The 21,252-nt window shown below is 39.5% G+C and carries 33 protein-coding genes; 7 read left to right on the forward strand and 26 right to left on the reverse strand.

The window, feature by feature from the left end; all coding sequences use genetic code 11:
* Positions 1-49: 49 nt before the first annotated feature.
* The 17 genes from NST80_RS05895 to NST80_RS05975 all read right to left on the reverse strand — a co-directional run bounded on the left by NST80_RS05895 (position 50) and on the right by NST80_RS05975 (position 10,409).
* Complete coding sequence (locus NST80_RS05895; protein WP_342504550.1) at positions 50-346, reverse strand: DUF1372 family protein; 297 nt, start codon at positions 344-346, stop codon at positions 50-52.
* Positions 336-1,124, reverse strand: coding sequence for a DNA methyltransferase (locus NST80_RS05900; RefSeq protein WP_342504551.1), 789 nt, complete (start codon positions 1,122-1,124; stop codon positions 336-338). Before NST80_RS05900 ends, NST80_RS05895 begins: the two co-directional genes overlap by 11 nt.
* Positions 1,093-1,605: a helix-turn-helix domain-containing protein gene (locus tag NST80_RS05905; protein ID WP_342504552.1), complete on the reverse strand. Its 513-nt coding sequence runs from the start codon at positions 1,603-1,605 to the stop codon at positions 1,093-1,095. Before NST80_RS05905 ends, NST80_RS05900 begins: the two co-directional genes overlap by 32 nt.
* Entirely contained in the window at positions 1,598-2,089 is a 492-nt protein-coding gene (locus NST80_RS05910; RefSeq protein WP_342504553.1) for a DUF1642 domain-containing protein, read from the reverse strand. The genes NST80_RS05905 and NST80_RS05910 overlap by 8 nt, the downstream gene beginning before the upstream one ends.
* Positions 2,086-2,298: a sporulation protein Cse60 gene (locus tag NST80_RS05915; protein ID WP_342504554.1), complete on the reverse strand. Its 213-nt coding sequence runs from the start codon at positions 2,296-2,298 to the stop codon at positions 2,086-2,088. The genes NST80_RS05910 and NST80_RS05915 overlap by 4 nt, the downstream gene beginning before the upstream one ends.
* A 158-nt stretch (positions 2,299-2,456) precedes the next feature.
* The gene (locus NST80_RS05920; protein WP_342504555.1) at positions 2,457-2,849 is read right to left on the reverse strand and encodes a hypothetical protein; all 393 of its coding nucleotides are present in this window, start codon (positions 2,847-2,849) and stop codon (positions 2,457-2,459) included.
* Positions 2,850-3,000: 151 nt separating this feature from the next.
* Positions 3,001-3,216 carry a hypothetical protein gene (locus NST80_RS05925; RefSeq protein ID WP_342504556.1) on the reverse strand — a complete coding sequence of 72 codons (216 nt, stop codon included), beginning with the start codon at positions 3,214-3,216 and terminating at the stop codon, positions 3,001-3,003.
* Positions 3,213-3,611: a hypothetical protein gene (locus NST80_RS05930; protein WP_342504557.1), complete on the reverse strand. Its 399-nt coding sequence runs from the start codon at positions 3,609-3,611 to the stop codon at positions 3,213-3,215. The genes NST80_RS05925 and NST80_RS05930 overlap by 4 nt, the downstream gene beginning before the upstream one ends.
* An 8-nt stretch (positions 3,612-3,619) precedes the next feature.
* Entirely contained in the window at positions 3,620-4,123 is a 504-nt protein-coding gene (gene ssb / locus NST80_RS05935; RefSeq protein ID WP_342504558.1) for a single-stranded DNA-binding protein, read from the reverse strand.
* A 15-nt stretch (positions 4,124-4,138) separates the two neighbouring features.
* Positions 4,139-4,975, reverse strand: coding sequence for a PD-(D/E)XK nuclease-like domain-containing protein (locus NST80_RS05940; protein WP_342504559.1), 837 nt, complete (start codon positions 4,973-4,975; stop codon positions 4,139-4,141).
* Complete coding sequence (locus NST80_RS05945) at positions 4,968-5,879, reverse strand: recombinase RecT (protein WP_342504656.1); 912 nt, start codon at positions 5,877-5,879, stop codon at positions 4,968-4,970. The genes NST80_RS05940 and NST80_RS05945 overlap by 8 nt, the downstream gene beginning before the upstream one ends.
* A gap of 70 nt (positions 5,880-5,949) precedes the next feature.
* Positions 5,950-6,186, reverse strand: a complete 237-nt coding sequence (locus NST80_RS05950) for a hypothetical protein (protein ID WP_342504560.1) — start codon at positions 6,184-6,186, stop codon at positions 5,950-5,952.
* A 24-nt stretch (positions 6,187-6,210) separates the two neighbouring features.
* Entirely contained in the window at positions 6,211-6,384 is a 174-nt protein-coding gene (locus tag NST80_RS05955; protein ID WP_342504561.1) for a hypothetical protein, read from the reverse strand.
* A gap of 4 nt (positions 6,385-6,388) precedes the next feature.
* Complete coding sequence (locus NST80_RS05960; protein WP_342504562.1) at positions 6,389-7,234, reverse strand: ATP-binding protein; 846 nt, start codon at positions 7,232-7,234, stop codon at positions 6,389-6,391.
* A 17-nt stretch (positions 7,235-7,251) separates the two neighbouring features.
* Complete coding sequence (locus NST80_RS05965) at positions 7,252-8,085, reverse strand: DnaD domain protein (protein WP_342504563.1); 834 nt, start codon at positions 8,083-8,085, stop codon at positions 7,252-7,254.
* A 122-nt stretch (positions 8,086-8,207) separates the two neighbouring features.
* Entirely contained in the window at positions 8,208-10,022 is a 1,815-nt protein-coding gene (locus tag NST80_RS05970) for an SIALI-17 repeat-containing surface protein (protein WP_342504564.1), read from the reverse strand.
* A gap of 222 nt (positions 10,023-10,244) precedes the next feature.
* Positions 10,245-10,409 (reverse strand): hypothetical protein, encoded by a 165-nt coding sequence (locus NST80_RS05975; RefSeq protein ID WP_215644256.1) that lies wholly within the window; start codon positions 10,407-10,409, stop codon positions 10,245-10,247.
* A gap of 57 nt (positions 10,410-10,466) precedes the next feature.
* Here NST80_RS05975 and NST80_RS05980 point away from each other — a divergent pair, with 57 nt between their 5' ends.
* Positions 10,467-10,697: a hypothetical protein gene (locus NST80_RS05980; protein ID WP_215644255.1), complete on the forward strand. Its 231-nt coding sequence runs from the start codon at positions 10,467-10,469 to the stop codon at positions 10,695-10,697.
* 340 nt (positions 10,698-11,037) lie between these two features.
* On the opposite strand, the gene NST80_RS05985 is transcribed toward NST80_RS05980, so the two are convergent.
* The 6 genes from NST80_RS05985 to NST80_RS06010 all read right to left on the reverse strand — a co-directional run bounded on the left by NST80_RS05985 (position 11,038) and on the right by NST80_RS06010 (position 14,075).
* Positions 11,038-11,277 carry an excisionase gene (locus NST80_RS05985; protein WP_252307175.1) on the reverse strand — a complete coding sequence of 80 codons (240 nt, stop codon included), beginning with the start codon at positions 11,275-11,277 and terminating at the stop codon, positions 11,038-11,040.
* 5 nt (positions 11,278-11,282) lie between these two features.
* Positions 11,283-11,834, reverse strand: coding sequence for an ORF6C domain-containing protein (locus NST80_RS05990; protein ID WP_342504565.1), 552 nt, complete (start codon positions 11,832-11,834; stop codon positions 11,283-11,285).
* Complete coding sequence (locus NST80_RS05995) at positions 11,827-12,768, reverse strand: hypothetical protein (RefSeq protein WP_342504566.1); 942 nt, start codon at positions 12,766-12,768, stop codon at positions 11,827-11,829. Before NST80_RS05995 ends, NST80_RS05990 begins: the two co-directional genes overlap by 8 nt.
* Complete coding sequence (locus NST80_RS06000; RefSeq protein WP_342504567.1) at positions 12,749-13,213, reverse strand: DUF559 domain-containing protein; 465 nt, start codon at positions 13,211-13,213, stop codon at positions 12,749-12,751. Before NST80_RS06000 ends, NST80_RS05995 begins: the two co-directional genes overlap by 20 nt.
* Positions 13,214-13,600: 387 nt before the next feature.
* Positions 13,601-13,801: a hypothetical protein gene (locus NST80_RS06005; RefSeq protein WP_342504568.1), complete on the reverse strand. Its 201-nt coding sequence runs from the start codon at positions 13,799-13,801 to the stop codon at positions 13,601-13,603.
* 70 nt (positions 13,802-13,871) lie between these two features.
* Positions 13,872-14,075 carry an XRE family transcriptional regulator gene (locus NST80_RS06010; RefSeq protein ID WP_195310515.1) on the reverse strand — a complete coding sequence of 68 codons (204 nt, stop codon included), beginning with the start codon at positions 14,073-14,075 and terminating at the stop codon, positions 13,872-13,874.
* A 151-nt stretch (positions 14,076-14,226) separates the two neighbouring features.
* Here NST80_RS06010 and NST80_RS06015 point away from each other — a divergent pair, with 151 nt between their 5' ends.
* From NST80_RS06015 to NST80_RS06035, 5 genes are all read left to right on the forward strand, one after another.
* Positions 14,227-14,574 (forward strand): helix-turn-helix transcriptional regulator, encoded by a 348-nt coding sequence (locus tag NST80_RS06015; RefSeq protein WP_342504569.1) that lies wholly within the window; start codon positions 14,227-14,229, stop codon positions 14,572-14,574.
* Position 14,575: 1 nt separating this feature from the next.
* Positions 14,576-15,463 carry an Abi family protein gene (locus NST80_RS06020; RefSeq protein WP_342504570.1) on the forward strand — a complete coding sequence of 296 codons (888 nt, stop codon included), beginning with the start codon at positions 14,576-14,578 and terminating at the stop codon, positions 15,461-15,463.
* A 158-nt stretch (positions 15,464-15,621) separates the two neighbouring features.
* Positions 15,622-15,990, forward strand: a complete 369-nt coding sequence (locus NST80_RS06025; RefSeq protein WP_118171972.1) for an ImmA/IrrE family metallo-endopeptidase — start codon at positions 15,622-15,624, stop codon at positions 15,988-15,990.
* Between the two features lies 1 nt (position 15,991).
* Positions 15,992-16,465 (forward strand): hypothetical protein, encoded by a 474-nt coding sequence (locus NST80_RS06030; protein WP_118171971.1) that lies wholly within the window; start codon positions 15,992-15,994, stop codon positions 16,463-16,465.
* A gap of 58 nt (positions 16,466-16,523) precedes the next feature.
* Complete coding sequence (locus tag NST80_RS06035; protein ID WP_155214048.1) at positions 16,524-16,742, forward strand: hypothetical protein; 219 nt, start codon at positions 16,524-16,526, stop codon at positions 16,740-16,742.
* 219 nt (positions 16,743-16,961) lie between these two features.
* Here the strand turns inward: NST80_RS06035 and NST80_RS06040 are convergent, their stop codons facing one another.
* Positions 16,962-17,156, reverse strand: a complete 195-nt coding sequence (locus NST80_RS06040) for a hypothetical protein (protein ID WP_155214047.1) — start codon at positions 17,154-17,156, stop codon at positions 16,962-16,964.
* A gap of 196 nt (positions 17,157-17,352) precedes the next feature.
* Between NST80_RS06040 and NST80_RS06045 the strand changes: the two genes are divergently transcribed.
* Positions 17,353-18,525: a site-specific integrase gene (locus NST80_RS06045; RefSeq protein WP_342504571.1), complete on the forward strand. Its 1,173-nt coding sequence runs from the start codon at positions 17,353-17,355 to the stop codon at positions 18,523-18,525.
* 57 nt (positions 18,526-18,582) lie between these two features.
* Here NST80_RS06045 and pyk read toward each other — a convergent pair whose 3' ends face one another.
* Both pyk and pfkA read right to left on the reverse strand, forming a co-directional pair.
* Positions 18,583-20,085 (reverse strand): pyruvate kinase, encoded by a 1,503-nt coding sequence (gene pyk, locus NST80_RS06050; RefSeq protein ID WP_004182640.1) that lies wholly within the window; start codon positions 20,083-20,085, stop codon positions 18,583-18,585.
* 70 nt (positions 20,086-20,155) lie between these two features.
* On the reverse strand, positions 20,156-21,175 hold the full coding sequence (gene pfkA / locus NST80_RS06055; protein ID WP_049528851.1) for a 6-phosphofructokinase: 1,020 nt from the start codon (positions 21,173-21,175) through the stop codon (positions 20,156-20,158).
* Between the last annotated feature and the right edge of the window lie 77 nt (positions 21,176-21,252).

A 21,252-nucleotide genomic window follows, 5' to 3' on the forward strand; every position in this document is an offset into this window, starting at 1 on the left:
AGTTTTGAGACATTTCTCATTACCAATTTTTTTCGTTGTCGTTTGTTCATTAGCTCCCTCTCCCTTTCAAGTAACTTGGAATATCATCCCCGACGTTAACGCTGTCATACTGTTCCTTGCTGACAAGGAATTTCCCGTAAGCACCACAATCAATAGTGTAGAGATCATTAATTTTCTCTTTTCCAGTAACCTTGCCGTGCATCTCTGCGCCCACGTTATCCACTTTATGGATAGTTACTGTCTCTACCCTGCGTGGAACTGTCAGAACATAGTAGACAGACAGCATGTTGATAGCTAGTGATACTAGTAGTATGATTGTAGCTATTGTTAAATCTTTATGTTTCACTCATAAACCCCTTATATACCTTTTTTAAAATCTCGCAAACCAAACTCAGAGGAATGTTTGACCTCTCATTATAGGATTTCGTCCAATCTTGAAATTTGATGTCATTTGACTTCTTTTCATTTTTAAGATTCAGTTCAATATTTCCAGAAAATCGAGTTGGTTTAGAAATCGGATAGTCGTCATAATTGTTGTATCTTGTATGATTTTCAAACGGGATTTCGAAACCCAGCACTCTCTCGATGTATTGCCAAATTCTGCCATGAGCTGGGTTCTCTATGATCCAATATTTGGGCTTGTATCGTTTGATGATTTCGACTGTATTGAACACACACAATTCACCATTGATTCGTTTCATAAGTTGTTTATTTGGATAATATTGATATCTGTTATAATCCTTATGATCACGAACGGTAAATATCGACAAGGGTTCTTGTGGTTGAAATAAAGAGTCGCCTTGCTCTTGTTTCCAACAAGCATTTCCTCTATCCATAGCGCTAGCATTAGACCAACTTTCACACGGTGGGCTAGCGATAATCAGATCAGGTTTAGGCAATTTGTCCAATGTGTCAAATAGGGTGTTATCTCCAAACAAACGGCTATAATCAGCTAAATTCAGATTGATAAAATGATGATTTTTATTTTCAATATCAATGCCTATTGGATAGATTTCAATATCTTTGTCCAGTTTCTTTACGCCTTTGGTGTAGGATCCGTTTCCACTATCGAATAATGCCCAGACAATCATCTTAGAGGTCTTCTTCTTTGACGAAAGTGCCATTAATCATCTTCCCTTTCCTGTTTTTAATCTCCTCATACGCAATACCAAGACATTCAGTTACATCGAGGTCTAACTGGTGTGCTAGAACGATAATCGTTACCAACGTATCACCGATAGCATCTTTCAACGCTGCTTGTGGTTCCGTGAATTTCGTCGGTTTCAAGAGTACATCTCGAATTTCTCCGACTTCCTCAGTGATACGCATCCACTGAATCTTTGGGTCAGCCTGTTTTAAATTGCGTTCGTCTGCCCAGTGGTTGATTTTATTAATTAAATCTGAGAATGTGTTATCAGTACCGTAACCAAGTAAGTAAGGGATTGATACATCGAAGTAGTCAGCTAACTTTTTAGCGTTACTTCCTTTGATTTCATGGGTGCCATGTTCCCAATTAAGGATGGTTAATTTTGTTGTTTCCATTTCTTGGGCTAACTCTTGTTGAGTTAAGCCTTTATCTTTCCGTAACTGTTTAAGATTATTCATCCGTTACCTCTTTCACTTCAACGCCTGGGCAGTTGAATACCCACCCAAAATCAGCATCTTCTAGTTCTTTGCGTGTAAACGATTGCGTTTTAATCTTCTTATCCACCCAATCTTCACCAAAATACCAATAATCGCCATTTTTTAATACACAATATTTATAGTCAATCCCCTTGATTCTAACCTCGTATTTAGGTTCTTTCTCGACCTCGTAGCCTAAAGTCCAAGCGAGGGCGAAGATATCTTGGTTTCTTGCCTTTTTAATCCAGCAAATAAGTTCATCACTTTTATTCCACTGTTTCAAAAAATCTGGATTCATAGCAGTATATAATCCTATTGCCAAATTTTCTTTACACACATCAATCCAATCCGCCACACATTGCGGAACGATTGGTTTAGGGAAGAATGAATCGTATAGGTCTTCTGCGTACGATACAGAGATATGCCCGATTGTCGATAATTTTTCTATTGCTTCTTGTCTAGTCATTTCGTACTCTCCTTGTAAATAATCAGTGCTGATGTATCATACGTTCTGCGAAAGTCATACTCATAGATTGCTAACGCCACATTAGATTGATATTTAATATCAATAATTTCTATATTTGGGTTTTCTGCAAGAAAATTATTGATTAATTCATCAATTTCTAGGTGGTTAAAAGTGCTAGTATTCTCACGTAAATACTTCGTTCTAATCATCGATTTCCTCCATCCAGACAGTAGCATCTACTGCCACGCTTAACTTTTTCAACGCTTCAACGTGTTTCAGTGCCTTGTTCTTATCTGTGAAATGGCACTCCTCGACATCATCCATTGTGCGTGCTGCTCTTACTATCCACCGCATTCGACTAACTCCCTTAATCAACATTTTTTAGTTTTGCAGGCACCCACATTTTAGGGTTGTAATTGATCTCATATTTGTATTTTGAAACATTCGGTACTTCAACATCTTCTACTACATAAGAGACATTATCTGACAAACCGATAATATGCTTTTGATATTTGTTCTTGCCATTTTCTACAACAATTTCAAGTTGTTTATCATGAGTATCAGCCTTGATGGACATCCTACCGCTCATTTGGAACATTACGTCATTTGTAATAGCATCAATCACCGTTACTTTTCGAACAACATTAAAGTTATCCGACTCCGTAGATAAATTTTCAGATACTCTATTTGCCTCTGAGCAACCAGTTAAAAATAATAAACCACTTACAGCAATAATTGCCATTTTACTTAATTTGTTCATGCTTCCACCTCTTCCAACTCCACTGTATACATCCTAGAATTACGATATTTAACACCTCTCAAACGATGTAGCTCGTTGATAGCGTCGTTCTTGTTGCTAAAAATATGCTCACTGTCTTGCATATTGTCGTAGTACACGATTACTTTTTATTTCATGATTCTGCTTCCTCTACTTCGTAATAATCGATTTTGGCAAAATTCTTAGGACTAATAGTAATCATCCTCTCTTCTGGCTCAATCTGCTGCAATTGAAGATAATCTATATTTCCTCGTCCAAGCCATTCCAGCATGTCACGAATGAGTTTATAACCCTCTTTAACCTTGATAGTTTCATCCATGTATGGATTTTGCAACCTAATTTCTGTCATTGCTCTACTTCCTCTACTTCCAAAACGAATTTAAATTTCCCAGACTCACCACTTAGCCCGCCATACCGAAACGACATCATTTTAATAACTTCGTGATTGTCGTCTGGCCACAAATTAGCGTCCGTTAAGCCGTCTATGAGGGCTTTAACCGTAGGATATAGGTTTGGTGGGTCTAGTCTTCGTCTAGTTGGTGCATAGACTGTTACAGCTACCGTGCAAGGCTTAGCTGGGCTATACATTGGTGTAATGTTTAGTCCAGCTTCTGCTCTTGCTATTAATCGTAGCCGTTTGACCATTCGCCCCTCTGCTTGATAGTGGAATCTGTCGTTACTGTTGATAACTAGATTTTGAGCAGGCTTAGCTTTTGACCTTGGTAATAGAAATTCTAGTCTCATGCTTCACCTCAGAATGGTAGCATATCATCCGTGATATCCATTGGGTTACTGTTCCCGTATGGGCTGTTATCTCTTGCAAAGTTTGGTCCTTGCTGTTGCGGTGCTTGTTGCCCGTAAGGTCCTGCATAGCCGTTGTCATTGCCAAATGCTCCCGATGTATTGCCTTGGCTGGCGTTGCTACCTTCACGCGCTGCACGGCTCTCCAACATTTGGAAGTTCTCAGCGACTACCTCAGTTACATACACTCGTTGACCTTGCTGATTCTCGTAGCTACGGGTCTGAATGCGTCCAGTGATTCCAATCAATGCGCCTTTTTTAGCCCAATTAGCCAAATTCTCGGCTTGCTGACGCCAGATAACACAGTTAATAAAGTCTGTTTCACGTTCACCGTTGGCGTCTTTGAAATTGCGGTTAACAGCTAGGCTAAACGTAGCTACTGCAATGTTATTTCCAGTGTATTTAAGTTCTGCGTCTCTGGTCATACGACCAACTAATACAACGTTATTAATCAATTTGATACCTCTTCCCTATTCACGGCTTAAAAAATCATCTAGCGTCAAAATTTCATGTAGCTTTTTTTGTGACTTGCAATAATCACAATGCCCACACTTCTTAGCTTCTTCGTTTCCAAGCGATACTTGATACACTCTAGGGGCGTGCTCTGTAATGTATTTAAGCCCTTCTTCCAGCCATTCTTCAGTCAATTCAATAATTTCCTTATCTGGCTGTTTCTCTTTCGATACGGCCACGATAAACGGCTTGAATGTTGGATAATCCATTTGTCGTAGCAATTCTAAATAAGTCCCTAGTTGGACATGATATTGAAACCCTAGAATGTTATTGACTGCCGTTGGTACTTTAGTTCGCAATTCCTCTGACCATTCCTTAGTCCAGATAGATTTCATAGTTTTTAAATCGACCACATAGCCTTTTGAAAAGTTGATACTATCCAACTTCCCCTTGAATGGCACGCCACCGATAAAACCAGTCACGATCTTTTCTTTTTCAACCTTATCGCCTTTTTTCCCGTGATACAGATTGTTGAAAAGCGTGTCATTTTTGAGTGTTTCGATGACTTTTTCAGCTAGTTTGAAATCAGATAGCAATCCGTAAGGTTTGCGACTAGAGAACAAAGCCTTTTTGTTATCCTCTTTAAATTTCTCATGAGCTTCTTCGCTCTCGAAGTAGCTATGAACGTAATTTCCGAATAGCAATGGCTTTTGATCTCGTTCATCATCCCATGTCCCGTCATCAATGGCTTTAGCTCTAGCTTCACATTTCATGTATTCCTTGAAACGGCTTACAGACATATAGGTTTTGTCAGAATAATAATTATCATCCGTCAAGATTGTTAGTTCAGTCATTTCCTACCTCTTTGATTTTGGTTGAATCACCTTCAAACAAGCTGACTTCTTCGATGATTTCACCAGTTTCAGAATCTACACTTTTTTCTGTTTCAGATTCAGCTTCATCGCTCATAAGGTCGCCTAGAAGCGTTTGGGTGTCCTCGTTTTTTGGTGTAACATCGATAGGATCAGATTTAACTTCCTCAGTTTGATTGTCTGAGATAAGTCCTTCTTGCATTTCGGTTGAAAGTGGGGCATACTTGCTCAAAATACTTTTAAGCACGGTTTTTTGTGCCATTGCATCGAAGTCTGTAGACCAAGGGCCTCTTGCATAAGTTTTTGAGAAACGTTTCCCGTGCGATTCTGCTTGTTCCTTCGTCCAGAATGTCAACTTTTTAAAGCCATTTACAAGCTCGAAAGTGGCAAAATAGCCATACACTTCGTCTTCTGGTTGGGTGAAATCAATGTCCAATGTTTCAAATAATGGGTCATACGATTTAAATTGTGCTTTGTAGACCTTGCCAGAATTAATAGCCTTAAACTGACCGGAGCGGATAGCTAACTGGATAAGCCCTTTATAGCCAAGTTGAAACTGTGCATCTTGCTTGTAAGGCACAATGTAAGCAAATCCTAAACTTGGTTCGATAGGCAGGTTTAATACCGCTGCTTTCATTGCCGCTGTCATAATCGAAGTGTTGCTTGCCCGTGCTAATAGATTGTTGTTGTTCACGATTGATAGCAAGCTTGCCGTGAATTGTCGTTCATTCCCGTTCAACACCTCTTGGAATTTTTGTTTGACTGCTGGCGTGTTGAAAAAATCTTTGTGTGCTAGTTGGTTTGTCATGTTGTTCTCTCTTTCATTTTTTTGTAAAAGTGCTTTCTTGCGTGTTTTTGAACTTTCATTTTTTTGTCCAAGGTATATTTATACCGGCAAGGTGCTTCTTCTTCTCAGAAGTGCTTTCTTGATACCCTCTCGCACCTTAAAATTGATTTTACGGTTGTTTTTTTCTTGGCGGTCTAGCGAATGGGCTGACTGTACCTTCTTTCAATTTTGCGTGAATGTAAATTCTGCGACCTCTATCGTCTAATTCCTCCGAAAAAATTTCATAGAGCTCTAAACGTTTTTCAATCTTGGTAATATGTCTGCGTACACTTGTTTCAAAGTACCAAGATTTTTCTAATTCGTCATATCGTACAACTGTTTCTCGTTCTTCTGGTAAATAAGCCATTTTCTTTCTTCTTTCCCTAGCGTGCTAAAAAATCAACAGTGGTTTTTTAGCAAACGCCAAATATTCGTTGATCTTGCTGATAAACGAGTATAAATCTAGCTCGTCCATCATTTTCTGTTTGTGCTCTTGTGAGAATACAAGGCCATGAATGCGCTCGTAGTCTTCAAAGAGCTTTAGTTTTACTTCTTCTTCCGTCATAGCATCATCCTTCTAGCTGTTTTAGCTGATTGAGTGTATAGCGCTTATCTTTGATGTTGAGTGCTTTAAATACATTCCCTTCCAGTCCTGTCCGAATGCGGCTTGCGACACGTTCGCTGTAAAGGTTTGCAATTTCATCATTGCTTAAGTTGGTTGAGATAATCGTATTCTTGCGATGACTGAGCACGTCAAAGATAAATTCTTCTTCCCACGCTGACTTAGAGCGCCCTGAATCACTTTGTTTAACGCCTAGATCGTCCAGGATGAGATAATCAACCTTCATCAACAGTCTTGAATAGTAACCCTCTTTGCTCTCAAACTTAAAGCTCTCTCGGACTTTCCGTAATATTTCGGTCAAATTCACGAATAGCACACTTTTTGGTGTTCCTCTTTCCTTGAAAGTCTCATTCAGCGTTTTAGCCATTGCAATAGTCAAGTGAGTTTTACCGATTCCAGTAGTTCCCGTTAGCAAGGTGTTCCCGCCTGCGCCACCAAGATATTTCTGCGTTTGTCTCTTCACGAAATCTAGCAGATTCTTTTCCTCTTGCGTTCTAGCGATGAAGTTATCAAAAGATGCTGACTTTAGCTCTTCGGGAATAGTGCTATCTCTCATAAGCACGTCATACGTTCTCAGATAGAGGTTTCTCTTCATGCTCTCTTTTGCCATCTCTTCTTCCTTTTTGTCTCTTTGCTCTTTGGCACACTTTGGACAAACTGGAGAGGGTTTGCGTGGTTGTTCTTCACCCGCAATTTTAACGAGGATATTAAGCTGTAACATCGGTACCCCATGAATAGGACAAACGTCCCCTAGCCTTTTTGTGTTTGCTATAATTTCAGCTTGCGATAGCATATAGATATCACCCCTTCCTAAAATGGGTTTTCATCCGTTCGAGTAGCTACCCATTCTTCATAAGTTTGTGGCTCTTTCTTTTGTTGTTTCTTGCCCTTATGATTTACTTTGCTATTCCTAACAAGTTCAACCGTCATTAAGTTGTCTTGTTTCCATCGGTTTAAGATAGCCTTAATATATGCAAAGTTTGCCTTACCTTGGCTTACTGCTTCTTTTAGTGCTTCAAGAATAACGTCAGCGTTAAAATCTTCTAGCATATACTGTAAGTCTTGCGTTTGGAGTGGTGATAGCGGTCTGCCTATCTCAGCTTCGAAAGATTGATAAAGATTTACAAGGTCTTGATTAAGAGGGGGAGTAGTGGTAGGTTGTTTTTCTTCTCTTACCTCTCCTCCCCTATCCTCTTCTATCCTATCCTCCCCTCCCCTATCCTCCCCTATCCTATCCTCTCCTATGCAACCATTTGTCTGACATTTGGTTGTCAGTTGGTTGTCAGTTGGTTGCACATCTGACAACCACTGATATTTATTGCCTTCTACCAGTGCTATTTGTTGCATTTCCTCTGTGAATCTAGTGGGTTTCTTTCTATCCTTCCTAATAGAATTGTGTTCTGTCCAATCTGTTATAACTACCACTCCACTGTTAAACAACAGTACATAGTTGCCCTCGATTAGAAGTTTCATGTCTTCTTTCGTTGTGCCAACCAATCGCATGATAGTTTTAGGGTTTCCGACAAAACCATCATCGTCAGCCTCTAGGTTTAAGAAGAAGTATAAAGCCTTTGTTGTAGGAGGTAAGTCAAGAAAATCATCAGTCATTACGACATCTCTACTGAACATCCTTCTATTTGCCACTTGTTCCTCCTTTTCTTTTGTGTTATAATCAAGTAAATCGTTTTGATGAACGTTGCACCTTTTGGAGTTTTCCAAGGGTGCTTTTTTTAATGCCTACCCTCCCACCACTTCTAATTATTTAATTACTTGTCTTCTTTGCCGTTGTATTTCTTAAAGCTCAATCCCAAAGTTGTGATGCCTGCTGCAATTACTACCAGCCCTAAAGTGCTAGCGATGCCCTCTTTCTCGCCGGTACTTGGTAGAGTACCACCATAAACGGCTGTTTTTGGTGTCTCTTTGCTCACTGGTGCGAGGTTGTAAGATACTGCGACAGATTGTGCCGCTTTTTTATCAACGCTCGTTTTAGGGGTCTTTTCTGGCGTGCTAGGTTTTTCTGGTGTTGGTTTAGTTGGTTCCTCTGGGATTTTAAGTTCTGGCAAGTCCAAAATTGGTGCATCGTTTGGAATTACGCCGCCCTCGAATGGTGGGAGCTCACGTACTTCTGGAATACCCGGAATACCACCTTGGAATTCTGGCTTGTCGTAAACTGGTGCTTCATTTGGTACTGTGCCACCGTTCCATTCTGGTTTGTCTAGCACTGGTGCATCATTCGGAACAGTTCCGATTGGCTCAGTATATTCTGGTTTCACACGTTCTTCCGGAATGCCAGGGATGCCGCCCTCAAATTCTGGGATGTCAACTTTTGGCGCATCGTGTGGAATTTCCCAAACTGGTTTATTCTCACCACTGGCATCACCTTTACCACCGACCAAGACGGCACGGCTAGAAGATGTAGCACCATCATTTTCGGCTTTCAACTCAACCTTGTTGGTTGGGTTGGTTGAATCTTTAACCGCATTGACAAGTTTAGTTTTGTACCAGATATAAACCATACGATCAAGGCGATCCATTTTAATTTCAAACCCGTGGTCTGATTTAGCCATTGACTTGATAAGTTCCATTGCTGACCCTTTATCCGTCCAAGGCTCAACGCTATCAACATAATTCATCACAAAGTAATCATCGACTAGTTTTTGGTTATCTGACATAGTGTCAATCAACGTTACATAATTTAGGACACGGCGTGCATAGTTAACACGAATAGTCCAGTCAATCACAGTTGGGTCATCCTTGTCTTGGCTACCCCATTTAGAGATTAATTCGTCTGAGCCAATTTCTTGCTCTTTCCCAATATTGGCAGTCACAACTGTCCCGTTGAAGTTGACTGTCACAGGCTTGCCAGATTCAACCGCATCCGTCCACTTAGCATCTAATTTAAGAGACATTTGTTTGTTCAATGGATGACTAGCAAAATAATTATTGAATACAGCAGTCACGGTTTGACTAGCTACATCAGTAGAAGCCTTACCAACTACAGCATTGTCAGGATTTGTCACATCGAAGCTATAGTTAGTTTGGAAAGTGATTTCTTTTGGAAGGTCAAATGTGACTTTATCCCCCTCATTAATAGGCATATCATCGGCAAATTTTACATCCTTGTACTCGACTGTGAAGCCAGAATACTTACCGTCACCGTTTGATTGGTCGATAGCAACGTTAGGATTTTCTACATGGATGTCTGTACCTTCTTTGGTGACAACGGTATTAGGTGTTTCTACTGGTGTAGTTGTTTCTGCCATTGGTTGGGCAACTGGCGCTGTTTCTGCGACTGGTTCTGTAACGGGTGCTGATTCCACCACTGGTGCTACTGGTGTTTCTGTAGCGACCACTGGAGCTGATTCTGACGGTGTAACAGTTACGTTGCCCGCATTGTCAGCAGTATAGACATTAGACACCGCTGGTTGAGTATCTGCCACTGGTTGTGTTGTTTCGTCCGCTGATACTTGACCAGCTCCAATCAATAGAGCTGTGGCAAGCGCGAGCGTGCCGCAAAGTCCGAATGCTTTGCTTTTTGTGAATCCTGGTTTAGCTACTGTTTGAGTGTTGAGTGTTTTCATGGTATACTCCTTATAGATGTTATTTCTTGCACAGGCCCTTACCTGTGCTTTTTTTAGTGCCTTCAACGTGCACCCATAGCCCCACCGCAGAATATTTCAATGTTTTGTTAGACTGTAAATGGGAATATTAGGAAAAAAGTAATTTAGTAAAGATTTTTTTGGGGAAAGGTATAAATTACACTCCACGGCAGGGCCATGGCTGCACGCTGAAAGATTGATGATCTATCTATCGTTAAGATACTTAGCGGCTAGATAACGCTCACGTCTCTGACGTGCTTCATATTTCTGGTCGTTGATTTCTCGTGGTGTCCATACTGGCTCGAAGAAGTATTCTTGTTGCGGTTGTTTTTTTGACCAAATCCAGTTAAATAGTTTTGATGCTTTCATTTGTTTGTTTCCTTTCGTGATACAATTGAGTTATCCCAAATGAAGGGAGGTGGAATTATGAGCGAACAATTCGATGCATTTAAACAAGCAGCTGACAAGGCACTAACCGAATTTGCGGGCGGTTCTGATGCTATCGTCAAACTTGTTGATGAATTACTCAAAGCCCAAGCAGATGATCTTGAAACTTCATTCAAGCTTCAAGAAGTTGATAAGCTTAATGCAAAGATTTCTAAACTCGAGAGCCGAGTTGCTGAATTGAATGATCAACTTTCTCGACACGATAAGTAGCTTCATTCAACCGTTTTAAAGCAGATATGCGCTCTTGCTCAACGCTGACATAGAATGCTTCTCTAGCTTTAATCCATTCCTCTAGCAAGTCGCTAGGGGTTTTTGTTATTTGCCGTGAATACGGCCATCTTGTTGGCCTCATGTTGCATTGTATTTCCTTTCTTCTATTACCCAACCGCACCAACGAACTAACGAAGCATTTAAATTTAGGAGTCATCGTTAATGATATGTTTACGTACTTACCGCTAGCCACTTGGTAGGCCTTTTGTTGATATTGTTTAAAAAAAGGATAATTATTTTTTTGCTTCGTTAGCTCGCTGCTACGGTTGGGATATTGATGTTATTTGAATCTGTTTCTAGTTTTCCATTCGATGAAGGATTTGAAGCCTTCATAGTTGATAAAAACCAGTTTATGTGTGGGGTTAAACACATATCTTTGAAAATCTTTGTTATCCCTCATTTCTCGAATGAGGTTTTTTGCCATCGACTTCCCTAGACCTTCCCACCGCTGCATGAGGTGGTCGTAGTCTCCCCACTCAGCCGTCTCATTAACTCCGACTGGTTTGTAGGTGATTTCCATAAGCGTCACCCGATTTCTTTCAATCCGTTTTCAAGAGCGATAAGCTCTTTTTGTTTTGGTGTCTCACGAATTTCAAATTTTGTGAAATCGTCGTAAGATAGATTTTCCAAGAATTTGACGGCATTTTTAGCGTCAACATGCTTGATGTTGGTGTACTTGGTCACGTTGAAAGCTTTCTTCAAACGTGAGTACATCAAGCGGATAAACTGACCTTTCTTCAAAGCGAACAGATTATCGCTAGGATGTGTTTTCTGCTCATTGAAGTACATATCTGCGAAAACACCAGCTTTACTAAAGACCACGCTTTTAATCTTGCTTGCTTCACCATCGTCGATATGGACTTTCTTGTTAACTTCTTCGACAAGCAACTCAATGTCAGTGAGCTTTTGATTTGTCTTCTTAACATTTCTGTCCATTTCTTCCTTGATTCCGATAACTTCTTCCAAAAGCTGTTGGTTAACGGTGCTTTGTGCCACAAGGTTCATGGCTTGTTTTTTCTGCATTTCAACCGTTTCGGCGAGCAGATTTTCTTTTTTCTTATCTTTCTTTTTACTCATTGATAATTTCTCCTTCTATGATTGTTCTTCCGCTTTCTGGGACAATCTTATTCATTTCGTCTAACCAGTTTTCAGTTAGCGTCAAGATGTCTCTGAGCTTTTCAATCTGGGCGTCCTTGCCAATTCCTTGGATAAGGGTTTTAAATCTGAGCGGTGCCATCTTGCTATCAAAGAAATCTTCAAATTCTGACACTAGGTTACTGAGTGTAAAGATATTAGTAACACTGTTTTCCAGCTTTTCTTTGTCCGCTCGTAAGTGTTCGATAGACTCTTTCAAGGCTAGTGCTTCCGAGGTTTCTTGCTCAAGCATTTCGTAAGACGCTTCTTTAAGTCGCAAACTTCTTTTGACCGAATCAAGCTCGTCCGATAGGTCTTTGTTCTTTCCTAGCAATTGCTTGTTAAGATCTTGTGTCGCTTGGTAATCGTCTGGGATGATTTCCTTTTCGATTACCTTTTCAATCGGTTTGACTGCTTTAGCACGTTCCAACTCACCCTTGACCGCTTCGAGTGCTTGGTCTTTGAGTTTTAGGCGACGCTCAAGCTCTTTATATTCTTTGTGGGTTTTAACATCCCCGTTGAATACTGCTTGATTGACTTCTGGATTAGCGGATGGTTTAGATACTTGGGCTTGCAACACTTTTGGTAAGCTTTCGAATTTTTCAATATTTGCTTGTTCGTTTTGCGAACAAACGAAATTGTAATGATTGATATATTCATAAGCTTTGGTTTTTTTAAACCCTAAACTTCTATACCATTCTTCAAAACAACCATAACCCCTAGTGGAAAGCTCCTCTTGAGCTTTGGCAAGTTGTTTTCCTATCTCGTAAGCACTCTTGCTTTGGATGCCGTAAATGATATTGGCACGTTCTTCCAAAAATTCTTTCGTCTTTGCATCGACTAAAGAGTAATTAAAATCATTTGTTGTCCATTCCAAAATGTTCAACTCCTAATTCTTTAATTCTTCTTTTCAGCATATTCTCGACTTCTTTATTTGAATATCTGACAGTTCTGATGCCGCATAAATAGTTAAGTAACATGTCTCTGTACTTGTCTCGCAGTCTTCCAACTTCGGTTTCGTGGGACTTTCCGTCTATTTCGTATGCTATGTTATTGTCTTTGTCATAAAAATCTAGTGTAAACTTCTTGACGCCCCATTTCTTGTACCCGCCTTTTCCGGTGCCGATAACAACCTGCTTCTCAAGCGACGGGTACATTAAGTGAAAAACTCGTTCGTGGGTTGTATCACTTGTTATCATTCTTCTTTTTGGTGGCTCGTTTATAATCCAGTCGATCAATCCGTTAATCATAGCTGTATTGTTACGAATCATGTACCATTGAAAGATTGTGTTTTCTTTTTCGGTTAATTTGATTTCGTTCATTTTTCTCTTTCTATTTTTGATATAATAGTTTTAAAAAATAATTGGAGTTTTATTGTGGAAGTTCTATCAAACAAAGCGCATTGCTTAATCAAAACATTTATTAAAATTCGGAAATCTAACAAACGGGGCCGAATTTACTACAAAGAAAATAAAGAATTAATAGATAATAACGATATTTTTATTCAGGAGCTTTGCGACAAAGGCTTATGCGTCAAAGACGTTTCTGGCGACGTAGGTCTCACGAAGAAAGGTCTTTATTATCTGCCAGAATACAAAGCATTCATGAAACGGACGCTATTAACTTCTTTATGGCTTCCATTCATAGTTTCTATTCTAGGAACATCTTTTACCTTGTTTCTTAATTATTTGATAAAACTTGTGATAGGCTTAATCAACTGTAAAGGGTAAACCAAATAACTTGTGGATAATCAGTTTGATAATAAGGAAAACCCCTACCCCAATAATTGAACCCGATATAGCGCCGACGATTGCCAAAAAGGTACAACCGATTATTAACCCGGTATCACTCCAAAACCAATCGTCAATGACGTCTTTGATTTTTTCAAAGGCTTTTTTTATTTTCTTCATGTTTGTTCCTTTCTACTCCTTTTAATTTTTAAGTTATATACGAATTTTCGTATATTTAAGTTAAAAAAATTTAGTCTTCGACACGTTCGCTAAATAGGTATTCTAATTCATATTCTGGGAAGAACGCCTTTTTGATAGCCACTGTTTCGCCAAATTTGAAATCTGAAACACCATCGATTTTGTCACGGACTGTGCGATAGCCTACTCCGAGCAAATCTGCGATATCCACTAATGTAACGCCTTTGTTCTTACGAACTTCTTCGATGTTTTTCATTTATTTCCTCCTTCCTTAAGCTTGATTTAAGTATATACTAATTTTCGTACACTGTCAACAAGAAAGTACGATTTTTTTTACTTTTTTTTATTTACCTATACGATTTTCTGTGTTAATATATAGAAAGAAAGAGAAATGAGGGTTACAAAAAATGCAGGCTGAGGAAAGAATTAAGGAACTGATTATAGCTAAATACGGGAATGTAAGAGCTTTTGCAACAGAAAGCGGCATCTCTTATACTACTGTTCGCTCTATTTTAGAACGTGGTATCATGAACGCAAAAGCTGAAAACGTCTTTAAAATCTGTCATTTGTTGGGAATTTCACCGGACACGCTCGCTGAATGGGGTGTTACGGACGAACCACAACAACCCAACGCCCATGACATCGATGAAATCATAGCCAATGCAATGATGTTTGATGGCAAACCGCTTACGGATGACGATAAGCGGGCTATTCGTGGCATAATTGCCGGCTATATGAGTAGCAAGGGGGATTGATATGGTTCGCAAATCCAAACAATCTTATAGAGATTTAGTTACTTTGCTTGACAACAATGGGGTTAGTTTTGAACTTATGTCGAAAGGTAAAGCTATTACTTTTTTAGAAAAGAACAACTACTACTATAAAGTCTCTGCTTTTCGAAAAAATTTTAAAAAGAAAAACGGGAAGTATCAACATCTTGATTTTCAGCATCTTGTAGATCTAGCCACAATTGATATGTATTTGCGAGACACGCTTCTGGATATTGCTATTAATGTTGAACATTTTATAAAAGTCGAGTTATCTAGGTTAATTACTAACAATCCTGATGAAGATGGTTATACAATTGTTCAGGAATTCGCTGTCAATTACCCAACATACTATAACAGCACCTATAATCGGTTCAGACAATCTCGATATCAAAAGGATATGTTTCTAAAACGCGGGTCTGATATCCCGATTTGGGCGTTGATGGAGCACATGGATTATGGCTGCTTGTTAAAATTAGTAGGACTTTATTTTGATAAGTATAGGCCCAACTCTCTTCAAAAAGCTGTGACATTGGGTGATAACTCGAGACATCTCAGAAACGCTTGCGCTCACAATAATGTCCTGATGGTAAATGTATTCAGAGATGACGAAAAATTGAATAGAGTTAATGCCGTAGTTAATACGTTTGCTAGACAAAAGGGCGTTCTCAAATATCGTCAATACCGCAAAGTGAATGACCTTCTTTCACTCATTGCCTTATCAAATGCCTACTGTTCCACTGCGGTTCAATATCATCAAGGTTTAAAGATCCAAAATCTTATTGACCGAATGCAAAGGTATGCATCTGATTACACAAAAACGCCAGAACTGGTTAAAATGTTTACTATTTTTTGTAAAATCATTGACAATAAGTAAAACATTTTGTAAACTATTTTTAGTGGAAGACTGATTAAGTTCAGCGCCCTATGGCTTGTGCGTGCGCAAGTGTAAGGGAACAAAACGTCTAAAAAGAGCCGGTTCGTTTGTCGAATTGGCTTTTTTGCTTTTTTCTATAGAAACTGGTGCGAGGTGCTATGACTGAAAAAGAATTGCTTGAGCGATTCAATGTCTCTATCTGTGAGTTCGATTCTAGCCAGTGGCCACGAGATGGTTTTTTAGACCCTGTTAACCGTGTGGTTTACATCAATAAGGATTTACCTGCCGAAAGACGTTTGAAGGTCTTACTGCACGAATTAGGGCACCTAGAACACAACCCCAAACACTACGAGCGCCTGCGTGAGAAATATGAAGCTCAAGCTAATAGAAATATGATCCATGAATTGCTAAAAAATGAAAATCTGGATGATTTCAATTACATACACTTCATGGAAAAATATAATCTCACCACAATTTGTGATGAGACCTTTGTAAAAAATGAGTATCTAAAAATGATGAGGAATTGATATGAAACTTTTGAAAAAATACAAATGGTATATCTTAACAATTATTGTTTTATTCTGCCTTGGCTTAATGTTTGTGCCACGGTCTGGGAAGGAATCAAAGGAAACAAAACAGTCTAAAGCTGTTAAAGTGATAAAGCACACCACAAAGCCAAGTAAACATAGTTCTTCTTCGACTTCAAAAACTTCTAGTAGTTCAAGTTCAGAACAACCACAACAACCACAACAACCACAACAACCGCAAGAACAGACGCAAACCGAAGCTTCTCAACCTCAACAAGAAAAGCCTATTGATGGTGTAGGACCTACGCAATCACAAGTAGACCAAGCAACTGAACAATATGGCTATACGCCTGGATATGGCGGAGTACCTTCCGATTCTCCTGAGGTAGCAAGAGAACAAGCAGACCAACAAGCACGCCAAAACTGGCACGATAGTCAAGTTGAGTGGGCTAGACAACAAGGACTCATGGATTAATAAAAACCAGCAAATCTTAAACGATAAACTGGATTTACAGCAAAGAAAAACAGCCAGATTGGAAGAACGCAAACTGACTGTAGAAGTTGAAACGATGGAAAAAGATGCTGCCCTGAAAGATATGCAGCGTGAACTAGAAATAGAAAAAACTCGTCAAGAATTAGAATTACTAAAAAATGTAAGAGCCTTTGAAATAACTGTCGACTCTCCTAATGTCTCTTACGAAAACGTAGCCCAAACGCAAATGGATTTCGATGAGAATCAGGGTGAGGGATGATTTTTACAACTAGAATAAAAATTACAAAAGTTATTAAAATAATACCCCTGTCTAAAAAGAAAAGAGTGAGAGAAAAAATAGAATATAACAATAAATATCCCAAAAGGATTTGAATGTTTTTCATACCAACTCCTCCTCTTTGCTTTCTTAATTTGATTTTAGCAAAAACAAACTGTTTAGTAAAGGTAGACAAGGATGACCACCTAGTAAGACCTATTGCTATTTATTTCGAGGACTAAATAGATGTCCGTAGCTCTGATTAAAACACTCTCTTTTTAAATCGAGTTCTTCCTCGCCTGTTTTAATATCCATGCGGACTCTATCAGCAAATTCATTGTGGCGCAATTCCATTTCTTTTTTAGATTGCTCCATCTTTTGACGCTCTTGATTGATGTGAGTAAAAAAAGAAAACATATCATCGCCCTACCTTTCATCACTATTTTACAACGAACAATAGTAAAAAATCAACTGTTTCCATTTTGGAAACAACTCAAAAAATCCCCACACTCTCCGACGGCCATCTTTGAGTGTGAGGATATCCCGTATAGTAAAAGGCATTAAAAAGCCCTCTTTACTATACCCATTTTATCAAAAAAGTGAGGTAAATACAATGTGGGTGGAAGAATTACCAAACGGGAAATATAAATATTTCGAAAGATATAAGGACACTTACACTGAGAAGTGGAAACGGGTATCTGTAACGCTTAATAGTGGCTCAAATCGAGCAAAGAAAGAAGCTCAACGCTTGCTTGATGATAAGATAGCTGAGAAGATGGCTGGCTTAAACACTACCGACGCATCATTTAACGATGTGTTGAACGAGTGGTGGGAATTTCACAAGAAAGGCATTCGAAGGACTTCGATTAGTTCCATGACCAGCAATGTCAGGTATGTCGAAGAGAATTTCGCTGTAGATGTCAAAATAGCAAACATTGATACACACTATATCCAACGCTTTATCAACGATGCCGATGTTCCACGTTCAATCCTTGAGCGTGTTAAATCTATTTTAAACCTAACCTTCGATTACGCTTGCACTGTTGGTTATATTCCTAGCAATCCTGCAAGGCAAGCAAAACTTCCCAAGAAACAGCAAACGATGGAAGATTACGATAAGATAAGGAACAAGTTTCTAGAGATAGACACTGAACTACTTCCGCTACTTTCAGAATTACGAAAGCAAAAACGCACTTATAGAAATGCCATCCTTGCAGAGTTTCTCTTTGTCAGTGGTGCTCGAATCGGTGAAGCGGTAGCCCTTGAAACGTGCAACTACAGAAAAGAGGATGGATATCTTGATATTTTTGGCACTCTAGATAGTGTTCAGGGCTATAAGAGAGCTAAAAAAGAACCGCCTAAGACCCCAGCAGGCTACCGTAGCAACAAACTGACTAAACGTGAGATGGAATTGTTGGATGAAGCTATACAGATTCGGGATCTAAACAGGTCGCTATCAGACGATTGGGTGACCATGGATAGGGATTATATTTTTGTGACTGACAAGGGCGTACCACTTCAACGAAACTCATTTAACAACTCTATTCAAGCAGCTAACAAGCGACTAGATAAGCCAATTAACAAACCAATATCATCACATATCTTCAGGCATACGCTGGTCAGTTATCTAGCTGAGAATGGCGTCCCGTTAAAGGCTATCATGGATAGAGTTGGGCATGATGACAGTGATACAACGATGAAGATTTATACTCACGTCACCAACAAAATGAAGAATAAGGTAGTTGAAATCATTGATAACTTGCCCCTTTCTTGCCCCTTAGAATAAAAAAAGACCTATCTACCAAGGTTTAAACCTTGATATGATAGGCTTTTTCTTTAAATCTTATTTTACTGTGCGGATACGCATAGTGTTTGTACCACCTGTACCTACAGGAACACCAGCAACGATAACAATGTTGTCACCAGATTCTACAAGACCTGATTCCAATGCAACTTTTTCAGCAACATCAAACATGTCATCAGTTGAGCTTGGTTTTTCAGTAACTACTGGAATAACACCCCAGTTAAGCATCAATGATTTTTGAGTAATTTCATCGAATGTTACAGCCAAGATATCAGCTTCTGGACGGTATTTAGAAATCAAACGAGCAGTGTTACCTGATTCAGTAAGAGCAACAACAAGTTTGATATCCATTGAGTTAGTAGCATCTTTAACTGCAGACGCAACTACTTCAGTCTTAGTTGAACGGTCAAATGTTGATGAATCAAGACGACCATACTCTTTAAGAAGAGTTTGAGCGTTTTTATCAATTGTAGCCATTGTACGAACTGATTCAACTGGGTATTTACCATTTGCAGACTCACCAGAAAGCATTGTAGCATCTGTACCATCGATAACTGCGTTGAATACGTCAGATACTTCAGAACGAGTTGCACGTGGTTTTTCTGTCATTGTTTCAAGCATGTTTGTAGCTGTAACAACAACTTTACCAGCAGCGTTAACTTTTGTGATGATCATTTTTTGGTAAACTGGAACCATTTCGAATGGTACTTCGATACCCATATCACCACGAGCAATCATGATACCGTCAGCAGCTTCGATAATTTCATCGATGTTGTCGATACCTTGTTGGTTTTCGATTTTAGCCAACAATTGAACGTGACCGTTACCAGTTTCTTCACAGATAGCACGAACTTCTTGTACGTCTTTTGCAGTACGTACGAATGAGATAGCGATAAAGTTAAGACCTTGTTCAAGACCAAAACGGATATCAGCGTTATCACGTTCAGCAAGTGCTGGGAAAGGAATTTTAGTGTAAGGGATGTTTACACCTTTTTGTTTAGCGATGATACCATCATTTTCAACTTCAACGATGAATTCACGTTTTTCAGCATCTTTGTCCACAACACGAAGACCAAGTTTACCATCATCGACAAGAACTTGTTTACCAACTTCTACATCGTCAAAAACGTCAAGTGCACCTGCAACGTTCAAAGCGATAACGTCGCGAGTTGATTTGATACCTTGTTTAGTAGCAACACGAATTTGTTCACCCGTTTTGTATGCATACTCTTTAGCATCACCTTCGAACAATTCAGTACGGATTTCAGGTCCTTTTGTATCAAGAAGGAAACCTACTTTTTGACCAGCAAGGTCTTCTGCCATACGAACGACATCCATACGTTCACCTTGTTCAGCGTGGTCACCATGTGAGAAGTTGAAACGGAAAACGTTGGCACCTTCCTTGATCAATTGAGCAATGTTTTTAGCAGATGCTTCGCGGTCAAGTTTTTCACCCCAGTAACCATCTTCACCAAATTTTTTGCCGCCACGGATTTCAACCGCAGGACCAAGTGTTGCAACGATTTTTACACGTTTATTCATGATAAATAAAAACTCCCTTATATTTTTTGTCGCCTTAGCGACGGATTAACAATAATTTAAGTAACTGAGATTAGCTCAAGTTAGACAATGAACGGTTAAGATCTGCAAAGTCAAGACGAGCTCTGTGTGGATTATTAACGATAATTTTACCGTCTTCAGTAAGACTGAACAAAGCGCCTTCTTCTGCTGTACCAAGGATTGGGCTTTCAACAAGCTCTTCATTGTGGATACCAACAGCTACACCACCAATACCTTGTTTAAGGAGGTCAACCGCATGTGCACCCATCCATGAAGCAAGAACACGGTCACGCGCAGTTGGTGAACCACCACGAACCACGTGTCCAATGTTTGTTGCACGAAGATCTGAAGTATCTCCAGCTTCTTTCATTTTAGCTGCAAATTCTTCAGCACCCATAACACCTTCAGCAAGTACGATTACGTGGTGAGTTTTAGCACCTGATTCGTAACCTTCTTTAACTTTACGGACAACTTCGTTGATGTCGTACTCTTCTTCAGGTACGATAATTTGGTCTGCACCAGAAGCAATACCAGCCCAAAGAGCGATATCACCAGCGTTACGTCCCATAACTTCAACGACAAAAGTACGTCCGTGACTGAAAGCAGTGTCTTGAATCTTATCGATAGCTTCTGTTGCAGTTGCAACAGCAGTATCAAAACCAATTGTATAGTCTGTACCAACGATATCGTTATCGATAGTTCCTGGAAGACCAACAGCTGGGAAACCATGTTCAGTCAAACGCATAGCACCATGGTAAGAACCATCTCCACCAATAACTACTACACCTTCGATTCCATGTTTTTTAAGTTGCTCAATACCTTTAAGTTGACCCTCAAGTTGGGCAAACTCAGGATAGCGAGCAGACTGAAGGAAAGTACCACCACGGCTGAGGATGTTGTCTACGCCTTTGGCATCAAGTTGGAAGATATCTCCTTCAACCATACCAGCGTATCCACGGTTAATGCCGAATACTTCGATTCCTTCAGAAATTGCTTTGAGAACAACTGCACGAGCGGCAGCGTTCATACCAGGGGCATCTCCACCACTAGTCAAAACAGCAATACGTTTCATTATTCCTGATACTCCTTTTATATATTTAACATTTTCATTATAACACAAAGAATTCTAAATGGCTTTAAATTTGAAAA

It is taken from the genome of Streptococcus sp. FSL K6-1323, assembly GCF_038630745.1.
Taxonomy (GTDB): Bacteria; Bacillota; Bacilli; order Lactobacillales; family Streptococcaceae; genus Streptococcus; species Streptococcus salivarius_D.